The organism is Streptomyces sp. 4N509B, assembly GCF_052245655.1.
Taxonomy (GTDB): domain Bacteria; phylum Actinomycetota; class Actinomycetes; order Streptomycetales; family Streptomycetaceae; genus Streptomyces.
In genome coordinates this window covers 47,968-61,066 of record NZ_JBQQBZ010000027.1, presented here as the reverse complement: position 1 = coordinate 61,066, position 13,099 = coordinate 47,968, and the positions used below count along the sequence as shown (strand labels likewise).

The following is a 13,099-nucleotide window of genomic DNA, read 5'->3' as shown; positions in this document are numbered from 1 at the left end:
GCGCGCCTCGGCGGGGCTCACGGCGCTCATGCCTCCCGCCGGGCGTCGATCTCGGCGATCAGGGCCTGGACCCTGCGCCTGATCTCGTCCCGGATGGGGCGGACCGCCGCCACGCCCTGTCCGGCGGGGTCGTCCAGGGCCCAGTCGCGGTAGTGCTTGCCGGGGAAGATCGGGCAGGCGTCGCCGCAGCCCATGGTGATGACGTAGTCCGAGGCCCTCACGGCCCCGGTGGTCAGCACCTTCGGCTGTTCGGCCGAGATGTCGACGCCCACCTCCCTCATCGCCTCCACCGCGGCGGGGTTGACCCGCTCGGCCGGGAGCGAGCCGGCGGAGCGGACCTCGATCCGTTCCCCGGCGAGGTGGGTGAGGAAGCCGGCGGCCATCTGGGAGCGGCCGGCGTTGTGGACGCAGACGAACAGCACCGAGGCGACCGGCGGGGTCGGAGAGGAGGACATCGCGTTCGTTCCTTCGCGGAGCGGGACTGCGGCATCGGTCATGGCTGGTGTCGGGCTCAGCTGATGTGACAGTATCAGCGCATGCTGACTTCAGTCGAGGCTGATCTGATCCGGGTGCTGGCCGACCCGCTCCGGCTGCGGGTCGTGACGCTGCTGGCGCGCGAGACGCTGTGCACGACGCACCTGGTCGAGGAGACCGGCGCGAAGCAGACGAACCTGTCCAACCACCTGCGGGTGCTGCGCGAGGCCGGGGTGGTGGACACCGAGCCGTGCGGCCGGTTCACCTACTACAGGCTGCGGCCCGAGGTCATCGAGACCCTGGCCGGGCGGTTCGCGGAGCTGGCCGCCACCGCCCGCGCCACCGCCGAGCACAACCGGAAGCGAGCCTGCCCGTGACCACCGGCACGACCTCGCCCGGCACGACCCCGCCCGCCCCGGACCGGACCGCGGACGCGGGCACCGACGACGGCGTGGGCGTCGTCGCGAAGCTCTCCCCGCTCGACCGCCTCCTGCCGGTGTGGATCCTCGCCGCGATGGCCGCCGGCCTGCTGCTCGGGCGGGCGGTGGACGGACTGGACGCCGCGCTGGCCGACCTGGAGGTCGGCGGGATCTCGTTGCCCATCGCGATCGGCCTGCTGGTCATGATGTACCCGGTGCTGGCCAAGGTCCGTTACGACGCAACCAGCCTGCGTACCGTCACCGGCGACCGTCGCCTGATGGCCTCGTCCCTGGTGGTCAACTGGGTGCTCGGGCCGGCGGTGATGTTCGCCCTCGCGTGGATCCTCCTGCCCGACCTGCCGGAGTTCCGCACCGGGCTGATCATCGTCGGCCTGGCCCGCTGCATCGCCATGGTGATCATCTGGAACGACCTGGCCTGCGGGGACCGCGAGGCCGCCGCCGTCCTGGTCGCGCTGAACTCCGTCTTCCAGGTGCTCGCCTTCGGGCTGCTGGGCTGGTTCTACCTCGACCTGCTCCCCGGCTGGCTGCACCTCGGCGAGGGCGAGAACCTCGACATCTCCGCCGCCGAGATCGCCCTCAACGTCGCGGTGTTCCTCGGCGTCCCCCTCATCGCCGGGTTCGCCACCCGCCGCGTCGGCGAGCGGCGCCTCGGGCGGGAGCGCTACGAGGCGAGGGTGCTCCCCCGGATCGGGCCCTGGGCGCTGTACGGGCTGCTGTTCACCATCGTGTTGCTCTTCGCCCTCCAGGGCGACGCCATCACCTCGGCGCCCTGGGACGTCGCCCGCATCGCCCTGCCGCTGCTGGCGTACTTCGCGATCATGTGGTTCGGCTCCTACGCGCTCGGACGGGCCGCCGGTCTGCCGTACGACCGCACCGCCACCCTCGCGTTCACCGCCGCCGGCAACAACTTCGAGCTCGCCATCGCGGTGGCGGTGGGCACCTTCGGCGTCACCTCGGGACAGGCCCTGGCCGGCGTCGTCGGCCCCCTCATCGAGGTCCCCGTCCTGGTCGCGCTCGTGTACGTCTCGCTCGCCCTACGCCGCCGGTACGCCGCGGCGCGGCGCTGACGGCCGCGCGCGGGCCCGGGCGGGCCCGGGCGGGCGTCATGCGACGGTGGGACTGCGCCGTTCGACGAGGACCACGTCGCGCCAGACGCCGCGATGGCGGCCGACGCGTTCGCGGCGGCCGATGACGCGGAACCCGGCCCGGGCGTGGAGGGCGAGACTGGCGGTGTTCTCGGGGAAGATCCCGGACTGGATCGTCCAGATCCCCGCCACCTCGGTCGAGGCGATCAGCGCGCCGAGCAACGCGCCCGCCACGCCCCGGCCGCGGGCGTCGGGATGGACGTAGACGGAGTGTTCCACCACACCGGCGTAGACCGGACGGGCCGACACGGGGCTGACGGCTGTCCAGCCCAGGACCAGCGTCGCGTGGGCGTCGTCGAGCGCGACGAACCGATGACCGGACAGCTTGCCCGCGTCGAAGGCCGCCCAGTCGGGTGCGGCGGTCTCGAAGGTGGCGTTGCCCTCGTCGATCCCGGCCTGGTAGACGGCCAGTACCTGATCGGCGTGGTCGGGCGTCATCGGCGTGATGGCGGCTACGGGGGCGGCGTGGCGGGTCATCCGGAAGCTCCTGGCGGGTCGGGTAGGGCGAGGTCGGCGAGGACGGAGACGGTCGGGCATCCAGGACGCGCCCGGTCCTCGGCCCTCTGCCGAGGAGAGCCGGTCACGTGCGTCGCCGCATCCTCCTCGGCGAGGCACTTCAGCAGCCGGAGCCGAGGGTGTCACGGCCGGGGCCGGTGGTCACCTGCGCCGGGCGACGCGTCGCAGCCTGGTGAGCACGTGCCGTGCGTCGCGGGCGGCGCCGCGCAGGGAGTTGGAGGCGAGGCTGCGCTGGAACTCGATGCCGACATAGCCAAGGCCCGGGACGGTGGTGGACACGCCCAGGCGGTGAAGCGGCCGGCCCTGGTCGTCCAGCGCGGGAGTGCCGGCGAGGTAGGGGTAGCGGTGGCGGTAGCCGGTCGCCCAGATGACGGCGTCGACCGCCTCCCGGGTGCCGTCCGCCCACACCACGCCGTCCGCGGTGAGCGCGGTGAACATCTCCCGCCGCTCCACGCCGCCCTCGTCCAGTGCCTTCCTGTGGGTGCCGTCGTCCAGGACGGAGACCGGCAGCGCGGCCAGGCGGCTGCGGATGGGAGCGATGTCCAGGCCGGTGTACCGGGTCCACCAGTGGATGTCCCGGCCGAGCATGCGCTGGGCCATCCACCGGATGGGCGCGCGGGTGGCCAGGGTGACGCGGGCGAGCGGCGCCATGTCGGCGGCGATCTGGATCGCGGAGTTCCCCGCCCCCACCACGACCACGCGCGCCCCTTCGAAGTCCGCGGGCGTGCGGTAGTCGGCGGAGTGCAGCTGCCGGCCGCCGTAGCTGTCGCGGCCGGGCAGGTCGGGGGTGTGGGGGTGGGCGAAGGCGCCGGAGGCGGCGACCACGGCCCGCGCCGCATACCGTTCACCGTTCCCGGTCTGAACGGTGAAGGCGCCGCCGGGCCCGGGCCGGACCGCGGTGACGCGGGCGCCGGTGCGGATGTCGGAGTCCAGGCCCTTGGCGACGGTGCGCAGGTAGTCGGCGACCTCGTCCCGCGCCGGGTAGCGGCCGGGGTCGCCGGGGAAGGGGTGGCCGGGCAGGGCGGAGTACCGGGCCGGGGAGAACAGGGTGAGGCTGTCGTAGTAGGCGGGCCAGGAGCCGGCTGTGTCGCTGCCGGCCTCCAGGACCAGCGGCCGGGACCAGCCGGTCCGGGCGGCGACGGCCGTCGTGGACAGTCCGGACTGGCCGGCGCCGATGATCAGGAGGTCAACGTGTTCCATGGTGGATGCTCCAACAACAGATAGTTCGATGTTTCGGGAAAAGACGAAGTTTCAGAGCCGGGTGGGCCCCGGGGCGAGGGGATACGCAATGGATCAGGTGCCGCCGGTCGACCAGGAAACGGCCGACTTCCTCAAGGCGCTGGCGAGCGAGACGCGCCAGCGGGTGATGATGCTGTTCGCCGGCGGCGCGGAACTCACCGTCGGCGAGGTCGCCGCCCGCAGCGGCCTGGGTGTCTCGACCGCCTCGGAGCACCTGGCGCTGCTGCGCCGCGGTGGGCTGCTGCGGGCCGAGCGGGACGGGCGGCAGGTCCGCTACCGGGCCGACGGCTCCCGGACCGCTCGGCGGCTGGACGCCCTGAAGGACTACCTCACCGGATGCTGCCCGCCCGACTGACCGCCGGGCGGGCGCCGCGGCCGGTCACCGACGCCGCGAGGCCGGGGATCAGGTGGTGGTGCGCAGGTCGAGCATCGCCGACATGGCCGCCACGACGGAGGGCGCGACGGCGTAGTAGACCCAGGTGCCGCGGCGCTCGGAGGTCAGCAGCCCGGCCTCGCGCAGCTTCTTCAGGTGGTGGGAGACGGTGGGCTGGGAGACGCCGACGTCGGCGATGTCGCACACGCACGCCTCGCCGCCGGGGTGGGAGGCGACCCTGGAGAAGAGGCGCAGCCGCACCGGGTCGGACAGGGCCTTGAACATCGCGGCCATCCTCTCCGCGTCCTCGGGCGACAGTTCCCCGGCTGTCAGCGGCGGGCAGCACGGCACCGCCATGCCCTCGGGTTCGAGTACCGGGAGTTCCACCGTCTTCTGATTCGACATGCCTCTATGTTGACACTTGTCGATGTCGCGTGGCAAGCTCCGGGGTATCGACAGACGTCGAAGTAACGAGGGAGTGCTGATCATGCCGGAGTCCGCCGGTCTGCCCGTCGCCGTCATCGGCGCCGGCCCCATCGGTCTTGCCGCCGCCGCCCACCTGGTCGGGCGCGGCATCGAGCCCCTGGTCCTGGAGCGCGGACCGCGGGCGGGGGCGGCGGTGCGCGCGTGGGGGCACGTGCGGCTGTTCTCCACCTGGTCCGAGCTGGTCGACCCGGCCGCCGAGAAGCTGCTGGCCCCCACCGGCTGGGTCCGCCCCGACGCGCGCACCTACCCGACCGGAGCCCAGTGGGCCGAGGACTACCTCCAGCCGTTGGCCGACACCCTCGGCGACCGGATCCGCTACGGCACCACGGTCACGGGTGTCGCCCGCGCCGGACGCGACCGCGTCGTGGACTCCGGCCGCGACACCCGGCCCTTCACCGTCCACCTGACCACCGTCGACGGTGGCGAGGAGCGCATCGCGGCGCGGGCGGTGATCGACGCCTCCGGCACCTACGCCACCCCCAACCCCCTCGGGGCGGACGGCTACCCGGCCGCCGGCGAACGGGCCCTGGCCGCCGAGGGCCGCGTCACCTACCGCGTCCCGGACCTCGGCGACCCGGCCGTCCGCGCCGCGTTCGCCGGCAGGCGCACCGCCGTCGTCGGCACCGGCGCCTCCGCGTTCACCGCGCTCGCCGGCCTGGCCGACCTCGCCAGGGCAGGGGACGGCGGCGGCACGCACGCGGTGTGGGTACTGCGGCGCGGCATCTCCGGCTCCACCTTCGGCGGCGGGACCGCCGACCAGCTGCCCGCCCGCGGGGCACTCGGCCTGGCAGCCAAGGCCGCCGTCGACGACGGCCACGCGGACGCGGTCACCGGCTTCCGCACCACCGCCGTCGAACGCGACGGCGACGACCGTCTCGTCCTGGTCGCCGACGACGGTCGCCGCACCGAGCCCGTCGACCACGTCATCGTCCTCACCGGCCTGCGCCCGGACCTGACGTTCCTGTCCGAGGTGCGCCTCGGCCTGGACGAACGCCTGTCCGCCCCCACCGCCCTGGCACCGCTGATCGACCCCAACCAGCACTCCTGCGGCACCGTCTACCCCCACGGCGTGAACGAGCTGACCCACCCCGAGGAGGGCCTGTTCCTGGCCGGGATGAAGTCCTACGGCCGCGCCCCCACCTTCCTCGCGATGACCGGCTACGAGCAGGTCCGCTCCGTCGCCGCCGCCCTCGCCGGGGACATGGAGGCCGCCGAGCGCGTCGAGCTCACCCTCCCGGAGACCGGAGTGTGCGGCGGCGCCGGCCTCTTCGACGTCTCGGGAGCCGACCCCACCCCCGCGGGCAGCTGCTGCGCGGCGCCCGAGCCGGAGCTCGTCCAGCTGGGCGTCGGCGCCCCCGCCACCACGGACGACTCCCCGGCGGGCGGCTGCTGCGGCTCGTAACCCGCGCCCACGCGGCACGGCGGCGGGGTGAGGCGGCGCCCGTGCGCGGCCTCACCCCGCCGTCAGGTCGGCGCGGGCGGGCCCCTTGGTTTCCCTTCGCCCGCGCCGGCCGATCACCGGGCCGGTGCGGGATCGGTGTGGCCGCTTCCGGGCTCGCAGTCGGACGCGACGACGCCGGCGGCCCACCGGATGCCGCCGAGCAGGTGTGCGCGGAAGTCCGGGTCGGCGAAGGACTCGGTGGTGTGGCCGCCGCCGGTGTAGAACGAGCGGCCTCCCGCGTACTCCTGGCACCACGCGATGGGGTGGTCGCCGCCCATGGCGCCGCCGCTGTAGCTGGACTCGTCGAGCGAGGCCAGGACGTGGACGCTCTCGCGCGGGTTGGTCCGGTAGTCGTACCACTCGTCGGTGCGCTGCCAGACGGACGGGAGGTGGGCGGTGGCGGCGTGCGTGTGGTCCTCGACGTTCACGGTGGCGGGCTGGATCGCGGGGTGGGAGGCGAAGTAGGCGCCGACCAGCTCGCCGTAGAAGGGCCAGTCGTACTCGGTGTCGGCGGCGGCGTGGACGCCGACGTAGCCGCCGCCGCCCGCGATGTACTCCTCGAACGCCGCCTGCTGCGCGTCGTCGAGCACGTCGCCGGTGGTGGACAGGAAGACGACCGCCTCGAACTGGGCGAGGTTGTCGGGGGTGAACGCGGCCGCGTCCTCGGTCGCGGTCACCGTGACGTTGTTCTCCGCGCCGAGTTCCCGGAGCGCCGTGACGCCCTCGTCGATGGAGTCGTGGCGGAAGCCGGCCGTCTTGGAGAAGACGAGGATCTCGTACGCCGGGTCGTCGGGGGCCGCGGCGGCGCCCTGGGCGATCACGGCGGGCAGCGTCGTGACGCACAGGGCCGTCCCGGCCACGAGCCCGGCCAGCCGCAGCCGGCGGGACCGTCCGGGCCTTCGGGACTGTTCGGTGGTCATGAGGGGGCTCCTTACTCCTGTTTACTCCTGGGGGAGGCTCGCGGGGGAGCCGGTGGTGAACGTGAAGTCGTCCACGTCGAACAGGTAGCCGCTGTCGGAGGGACCGGTGAAGACCAGGTACAGCGTGGTGGTCCCCGTGGGGGCGTTCGACAGGGAGGTCGTCACGTCCTCGAAGGTCTCCCAACCCCCGGTGTTCGGCACGTCGACGCTGCCGAGCAGCGTTCCGTCGGGCGATCCGGCGCGGACCTCGACGGTGCCGCCGGCGCCGTCGGAGGAGACCCGGGCGGTGAGGTCGGTGGCGTCGGCGAGCACGTAGGGCTCGAACGCGATCCAGTCACCGTCCTCGATGAAGCCCACGGTCCTGCCGCCGTGGGCGCTGGTGTGGCTGGCGATCTCGACGCCGCTGTGGTCGGAGAAGTACTCGGCCTGCCGCTGACGGGTCTGGGTGACGTGCTGGTCGTGCGTGGTCAGCCCGCCGGAGTCGGTGTACTCGGCGTCCCAGACGCCGAAGATGTTGGCGTTCGGGTCGTGTTCGCCGTCGGACAGCGTCTGGAGGGTGCCGGAGCAGCCGGTGGCGGAGGTCTGCTCGTGGCCGTGGTCGTCGTGGCCGAGGATGAAGGACAACGTGACCTTCGAGCAGTCGATCTCGCTGTCCTCGGGGTCGGTGACGGTGATCTCGTACGGCACGGCGTCGCCGAAGTCGACGAGCTGCCCGTCGGCCGGGAGTTCGAGGGTGACGGTCGGCGCGGTGTTGCCGACGGTGATGTGCGCGGAGGCGGTGGCGGTCAGGCCGCTGGCGTCGGTGACGGTCAGCGTGGCGGTGTACTCGCCCTCCTCGGTGTAGGTGTGGCTGGGGTTGGCGTCGGACGAGCCGCCGCCGTCGCCGAAGTCCCAGCGGTAGCTCAGGGAGTCGCCGTCCGGGTCGGTGCTGCCCTCGGCGGAGAAGGCCACGTCCAGCGGCGCCTGGCCCGAGGTCGGGTCGGCCGACGCCCTGGCGATCGGGGACAGCCCACCGGAGACGTTCTCGATCCGGTACAGGGCGCTGAACTCGTCGCCCGAGCCCCACCCGGTGCCGTAGTCCAGCACGTACAACGCGCCGTCCGGCCCGAACTCGGCGTCCATCACCTGGGTGCCCGACCAGGGGAAGTTCTGGATGGCGCCGGGGCTGCCGTCGTCGTTGACCTCGATGTTCCTGATCCACCGGCGGCCGAACTCCATGGCGAAGAAGTCGCCGTCGAACTCCTGGGGGAACTTCACCGAGGAGTTCAGGTCCGGGTCGTAGCGGTAGACCGGGCCCGCCGTCGGGGACTCCGAGCCGTTGCCGAACTCCGGCACCGACCCGCCGTCGTAGACGATCCATCCGGGCTGTGCCGGGGGGAGGGAGGTCAGCCCGGTGTTGTTCGGGGAGTCGTTGGTGGGCGCGGCGCAGTTGAACGCGGAGCCGGAGGAGCCGGTGGCGAAGTTGTAGTCGACGTAGGGCTGGTTGTCGCCGACGCAGTACGGCCAGCCGAAGTTGCCGGCCTGGGGCACCCGGGCGAACTCGACCATGCCCCCCGGGCCCCGGCCCGGGTTGGAGGTGCCGGCGTCGGGGCCGTACTCGCCCACGTAGACGGCGCCGGTCGCCTGGTCGACGCTCATGGTGAAGGGGTTGCGGAAGCCCATCGCGTAGATCTCGGGCCGGGTGTTCGCCGTGCCGGGCGGGAAGAGGTTGCCGTCCGGGATGTCGTAGGACCCGTCGTCGTTGACCGCGATGCGCAGGATCTTGCCGCGCAGGTCGTTGGTGTTGCCGGCGGAGCGCTGCGCGTCGTAGACCGGGTTGCGGTTGCCCCGCTCGTCGATCGGGGTGTAGCCGTCGGAGGCGAACGGGTTGCTGTCGTCGCCGGTGGACAGGTAGAGGTTGCCGTCGGCGTCGAAGGCGATGTCGCCCCCGACGTGGCAGCACTGGCCCCGGTCGGTGGGCACCTCGAGGACGACCACCTCGCTGCTCATGTCGAGCGTGTGGTCCTCGTTCAGCGTGAAACGGGAGAGCTGGTTGTGCCCCCGCCACGCCGCGAAGTCCGCCGCGCTGCCGGTGCTCGGCGCGTCCCCGGCCGGGGTGTCGAGCCGTGGCGAGTAGTAGAGGTAGACGAAGCGGTTGGTGGCGAAGTCGGGATCGACGCCGACGCTCTGTAGACCCTCCTCGTCGTGGGTGTAGACGTCGAGTTCACCCGCGACGCGGGTGGTGCCCCCGGCGTCGGTCACCCGCAGCGTGCCGTCGCGCGAGGTGTGCAACACCGCGCGGTCCGGCAGGACCGCCATGTGCATCGGCTCGCCCATCTCGGCGACGCCCTGGGCGAGGGTCACCTGCTGGAACTCCGCCTGGAGCGGGGCGGCGCCCTCGTCGACCGTCGCGGTGGGCTCGGCCGAGGCCGCCGACAGCGCCGTCAGGGTTCCCGAGGTGGCCAGCAGCGCGCCGGTCACGCCGGCGATGAGCCACCTGAGTTTCTTGTGTGGTTTCTTGTGTGGTTTCTGGTGCACGTGTGCTTCTCCATCGTGTGGGGGGCGGACGGCGGCGCGCGTCCCGGTGGGCCGGCCGGCACGGCGTCGGCCCGGGAGACGGAGGACGGGGGACCGAGCCGGGACCGGGGACCGGGGACCAGGGACCGGGGGAAGCCGACCCTGGACGGCGTCCCCGCCGCCACGCCCGGTGGTGGCGTGGCGTGGGGCGGCCTACGCCTCGACGAACTCCCAGTTGGTGCCGCCGCTGCTGGCGCCGGTGGGGAGGCGGTCGTGGGCGGCGGTGTCGCCGTACAGGCTCCAGCGGAACCAGTCCAGGAAGGTGTCGCGGGTCTGCTGGTAGGTCGGGAAGCCCGGGACGAGGTAGGAGCCGTGGTCCGCCCCGAGGTGGGTGAGGAACGCCTTGGGCGCGGCGAGTTCTCCGTAGGCCTGGCGGGCCGAGCCGTAGTCGCAGGTCGGGTCGCGGTCGCCGTGGATGAACAGCACGTTGGCGGTGGCTTCGCCGGTGGGGTTGCCCATGTCCACGCAGGCGATCGGGACGGCGGCGGCGACGCGGTCGTCCGGCCAGCTGGAGACCAGGCCGTGGGTGGTCATGCCGCCCATCGAGTGGCCGGAGACGCCGACTCCGGCGGCGGTGTCGAGGTGTCCGGCGAGCGGGTCACCCGAGGCGTCGTTGAGTGCGAGGGTCCGGGTGATGACCTCGGAGACGTCCCTGGACCACTCGCCGCCGTAGACGCTGCCGATGTTGGTGTTGTCGGAGAACGAGGGAGCGGGGCAGACGAAGCCCGCGGACGCCAGCTCGTGGGTCTGTGACGCGTAGCAGTCGGAGTTGCAGCCCATGCCGTGGCTGAACTCGGCGACGGGGAACACGCCGTCGGCGACGGGGGCGTCGGGGATCGGCTGGCCGCCGGGGCTGCCAGGCGTCGGGTAGAAGACCTTGGTGAACAGCGAACGGCCGCCCCGGGACCAGGAGAACTGCCGTACCCCGACCGCGAACGGCTCGGTCGGTGCCTGCCGAGGCGTCGCCGACCGCGGCCGGGAGAGGAGCGGGGCCGGGCTGCCGGCGGCTGGTGCGGTGCCGAGCAGGGCTAAGCCCAGGCTCGCCGCCCCGGCCGCGCCCAGGCCCAGGAGTGAGCGTCGAGTGACCGACATGGGTGACTCCTTGTGTGGGGGAAGGATGCCTGTCCTGGCGTCCGACGGCCTGGTGCGTGGGGGAGGCCTCGTCGGAACACCGGATGGTGCACCTGTGTCGCGTACGGCCCGTGGGGCGGACACAGGCCGTGCACACCAGCCAAACGTTCGTCATGCCGAACATGAGCCGGTTGGTCAGACGGCAGGAATCATAGGCCAGTCGAGGTCGTAATCGCCATACGTCGTACGAATTTTTTCCGTACGAGGGGTTGGTTGGCGCAGGGGCCTCGGCGCTCTGGCCTGGGCGGTTGGGTCATCTTATGAATGAGCCTCCGCCGCGTCTGGGGCGACCGGTGGGCGTCGTGGTTGACTCGTTCGTGCGAGGCATGTTGACGCCGCGTGCGGCGCGTCTATCATCGGTGTCTGGTAATTCGATCATTATTCGAAATGTCGAACACCACCTGGGTCGGCCCGCACAGCCCCTGATCCGCCGCACGACAGCACGCCACCCGTCCGCACCGACCGGTGAGACCCCCACACGTCGCCGTGCCGCACGCCTGAGGACGACGTCGCAGGCCGTGGCGGCTCCCCTCGCCGGCCAGGCGGGCGTTGTTCCCGTCAGGCACCTCTCTCACGGTGCCCGCGCCCTCCCCGCCGGGCGCCCCCGATCGATCCGGAAAGGGACCCCATGCGCACTCGATCACGCGGCCGTCCGTCGCTGCTCACCGCCCTGGCCGCCGGCCTCGTCCTCCTGCTCTCGCCGTTACCGCAGGAGCCCGCGGCGCAGGCCGCGCCCGGCAGCCCCGCGCTGACCCCGCCCATGGGCTGGAACAGTTGGAACAGCTTCGGATGCGCCGGCATCAACGAGCAGGTCGTGCGGGAGGCCGCCGACGCGATGGTGGAGTCGGGCATGCGAGACGCCGGCTACGAGTACGTCGTGGTCGACGACTGCTGGTTCGACCCCGAGCGCGCCGCCGACGGCACGCTCCGCGCCCACCCGACGAAGTTCCCCAGCGGCATGAAGGCGTTGGGCGACTACATCCACAGCCGCGGCCTGAAGTTCGGCATCTACCAGGTACCCACCGAACGCACCTGCGCCCAGCGCGTCGGCACCCACCCCGGCGCGACCGGCAGCCTGGGACACGAGGTGCAGGACGCCCGAACCTTCGCGTCGTGGGGCGTGGACTACCTCAAGTACGACTGGTGCTCGCCCGACGGCACCCGCGAGGAGCAGGTCGAACGGTTCTCCCTGATGCGCGACGCCCTGCGCGCCACCGGCCGGGACATCGTCTACAGCATCAACCCCAACAGCTTCCACGCCATCACCGGCTCCACCTACGACTGGGGCGAGGTGGCCGACATGTGGCGCACCACCGAGGACCTGCTCGACATCTGGCAGAACGGCAACACCAACAGCTACCCGATGGGCGTGGGCAACGTCGTCGACGTCAACGCCCCGTTGGCCGCCCAGGCCGGGCCCGGCAACTGGAACGACCCCGACATGCTGGTGGTCGGCAGGCCGGGGCTCACCCTGACCGAGTCGCGGTCCCACTTCGCGCTGTGGGCCCTGATGGGCGCGCCGCTGATGGCGGGCAACGACATCCGCTCCATGTCCGCGGACGTCAGCGAGATCCTGCGCAACCCGCGCCTGGTGGCCGTGAACCAGGACGCGCTGGGCGCGGGCGGCCGACGGGTCCGCGACGACGGCGACGTCGAGGTCTTCGCCAAGCCGCTGGCCGACGGCTCCGTCGCCGTCGGGCTGTTCAACCGCGGCGGCGGCACCGCGAACATCAGCACCACCGCGGCCGAGATCGGGCTGTCGGGCTCGTCGTTCACGCTGACCGAGCTGTGGACCGGCGCCTCCTCCTCCACCACCGGCCAGATCAGCGCCAGCGTGCCCGCGCACGGCGTCGCCGTGTTCGAGGTGTCCGGCGGCACCCCCCTGGCCAACGAGACCACCCGGCTGCGCGGTGCCGGCTCGGGCCGCTGCGTGGACGTCGACAACGCCGCCACGGCCCCCGGCGCGGCCGTCCTGATCTGGGACTGCCACACCGCGGCGAACCAGTTGTGGACGACCTGGGAGGGCGGCGAGATCCGCGTCTACGGCGACAGGTGCCTGGACGCCTACGAGCAGGGCACGACCAACGGCACCCCCGTGATCACCTGGACCTGCAACGGGCAGGACAACCAGAGGTGGGTCCTCGGCGACGACGGCAGCGTCCGCAACGTCCACGCCGGCCTCTGCCTGACCGCCGACCAGGCCGGCACCGCGAACGGAACCCGGCTGGTCCTCGCGGCCTGCGACGGCCAATCCCACCAGAGGTGGGACCGCGCGTGACGGCGCGTCCCCGGCACGGGGCTCCCCCTCGTGCCGGGGCCGCCCACCCCGACCCGCCGACACCCCCCTGACGTTCACCGCACGGCCCACCGCGTGGACG

General features: G+C 72.7%; 11 protein-coding genes and 1 pseudogene. 5 read left to right on the top strand and 7 right to left on the bottom strand.

From position 1 onward, the window contains the following. Positions 1-26: 26 nt before the first annotated feature. The gene (locus ACTWP5_RS22720) at positions 27-455 is read right to left on the bottom strand and encodes an arsenate reductase ArsC (RefSeq protein ID WP_443222912.1); all 429 of its coding nucleotides are present in this window, start codon (positions 453-455) and stop codon (positions 27-29) included. Positions 456-536: 81 nt separating this feature from the next. Between ACTWP5_RS22720 and ACTWP5_RS22715 the strand changes: the two genes are divergently transcribed. After that, the gene (locus ACTWP5_RS22715) at positions 537-851 is read left to right on the top strand and encodes an ArsR/SmtB family transcription factor (RefSeq protein WP_443222911.1); all 315 of its coding nucleotides are present in this window, start codon (positions 537-539) and stop codon (positions 849-851) included. Between the two features lie 74 nt (positions 852-925). Next, the gene (arsB, locus tag ACTWP5_RS22710) at positions 926-1,981 is read left to right on the top strand and encodes an ACR3 family arsenite efflux transporter (RefSeq protein WP_443222956.1); all 1,056 of its coding nucleotides are present in this window, start codon (positions 926-928) and stop codon (positions 1,979-1,981) included. A gap of 36 nt (positions 1,982-2,017) precedes the next feature. Here arsB and ACTWP5_RS22705 read toward each other — a convergent pair whose 3' ends face one another. Beyond that, a complete protein-coding gene (locus ACTWP5_RS22705) occupies positions 2,018-2,536 on the bottom strand; it encodes a GNAT family N-acetyltransferase (protein ID WP_443222910.1) in 519 nt (172 codons plus the stop codon). 180 nt (positions 2,537-2,716) lie between these two features. Beyond that, positions 2,717-3,775: a flavin-containing monooxygenase gene (locus tag ACTWP5_RS22700; protein ID WP_443222909.1), complete on the bottom strand. Its 1,059-nt coding sequence runs from the start codon at positions 3,773-3,775 to the stop codon at positions 2,717-2,719. A gap of 88 nt (positions 3,776-3,863) precedes the next feature. Here ACTWP5_RS22700 and ACTWP5_RS22695 point away from each other — a divergent pair, with 88 nt between their 5' ends. After that, entirely contained in the window at positions 3,864-4,169 is a 306-nt protein-coding gene (locus ACTWP5_RS22695) for an ArsR/SmtB family transcription factor (RefSeq protein WP_443222908.1), read from the top strand. Between the two features lie 48 nt (positions 4,170-4,217). On the opposite strand, the gene ACTWP5_RS22690 is transcribed toward ACTWP5_RS22695, so the two are convergent. Continuing rightward, positions 4,218-4,592 (bottom strand): ArsR/SmtB family transcription factor, encoded by a 375-nt coding sequence (locus ACTWP5_RS22690; RefSeq protein ID WP_443222907.1) that lies wholly within the window; start codon positions 4,590-4,592, stop codon positions 4,218-4,220. Positions 4,593-4,674: 82 nt separating this feature from the next. On the opposite strand from ACTWP5_RS22690, the gene ACTWP5_RS22685 reads away from it, so the two are divergent. Continuing rightward, positions 4,675-6,075 carry an FAD-dependent oxidoreductase gene (locus tag ACTWP5_RS22685; protein WP_443222906.1) on the top strand — a complete coding sequence of 467 codons (1,401 nt, stop codon included), beginning with the start codon at positions 4,675-4,677 and terminating at the stop codon, positions 6,073-6,075. Between the two features lie 134 nt (positions 6,076-6,209). Here ACTWP5_RS22685 and ACTWP5_RS22680 read toward each other — a convergent pair. From ACTWP5_RS22680 to ACTWP5_RS22670, 3 genes and pseudogenes are all read right to left on the bottom strand, one after another. Next, a pseudogene (locus ACTWP5_RS22680) lies at positions 6,210-7,034 on the bottom strand (ThuA domain-containing protein); the annotation flags it as partial. A gap of 21 nt (positions 7,035-7,055) precedes the next feature. Beyond that, positions 7,056-9,503, bottom strand: coding sequence for a PQQ-dependent sugar dehydrogenase (locus ACTWP5_RS22675; RefSeq protein WP_443222955.1), 2,448 nt, complete (start codon positions 9,501-9,503; stop codon positions 7,056-7,058). A 240-nt stretch (positions 9,504-9,743) separates the two neighbouring features. Further along, positions 9,744-10,682 carry an alpha/beta hydrolase family protein gene (locus ACTWP5_RS22670; RefSeq protein WP_443222905.1) on the bottom strand — a complete coding sequence of 313 codons (939 nt, stop codon included), beginning with the start codon at positions 10,680-10,682 and terminating at the stop codon, positions 9,744-9,746. A 667-nt stretch (positions 10,683-11,349) separates the two neighbouring features. Between ACTWP5_RS22670 and ACTWP5_RS22665 the strand changes: the two genes are divergently transcribed. Then, positions 11,350-12,999 (top strand): glycoside hydrolase family 27 protein, encoded by a 1,650-nt coding sequence (locus ACTWP5_RS22665; RefSeq protein ID WP_443222904.1) that lies wholly within the window; start codon positions 11,350-11,352, stop codon positions 12,997-12,999. The last annotated feature ends 100 nt before the right edge of the window (positions 13,000-13,099 follow it).

Coding starts and splice junctions, on each gene's coding strand:
- ACTWP5_RS22690 (WP_443222907.1), bottom strand. CDS start 4,592: ATGTCGAATCAGAAGACGGTGGAACTCCCGGTACTCGAACCCGAGGGC.
- ACTWP5_RS22720 (WP_443222912.1), bottom strand. CDS start 455: ATGTCCTCCTCTCCGACCCCGCCGGTCGCCTCGGTGCTGTTCGTCTGC.
- ACTWP5_RS22685 (WP_443222906.1), top strand. CDS start 4,675: ATGCCGGAGTCCGCCGGTCTGCCCGTCGCCGTCATCGGCGCCGGCCCC.
- ACTWP5_RS22715 (WP_443222911.1), top strand. CDS start 537: ATGCTGACTTCAGTCGAGGCTGATCTGATCCGGGTGCTGGCCGACCCG.
- ACTWP5_RS22665 (WP_443222904.1), top strand. CDS start 11,350: ATGCGCACTCGATCACGCGGCCGTCCGTCGCTGCTCACCGCCCTGGCC.
- ACTWP5_RS22705 (WP_443222910.1), bottom strand. CDS start 2,536: ATGACCCGCCACGCCGCCCCCGTAGCCGCCATCACGCCGATGACGCCC.
- ACTWP5_RS22695 (WP_443222908.1), top strand. CDS start 3,864: ATGGATCAGGTGCCGCCGGTCGACCAGGAAACGGCCGACTTCCTCAAG.
- ACTWP5_RS22670 (WP_443222905.1), bottom strand. CDS start 10,682: ATGTCGGTCACTCGACGCTCACTCCTGGGCCTGGGCGCGGCCGGGGCG.
- ACTWP5_RS22700 (WP_443222909.1), bottom strand. CDS start 3,775: ATGGAACACGTTGACCTCCTGATCATCGGCGCCGGCCAGTCCGGACTG.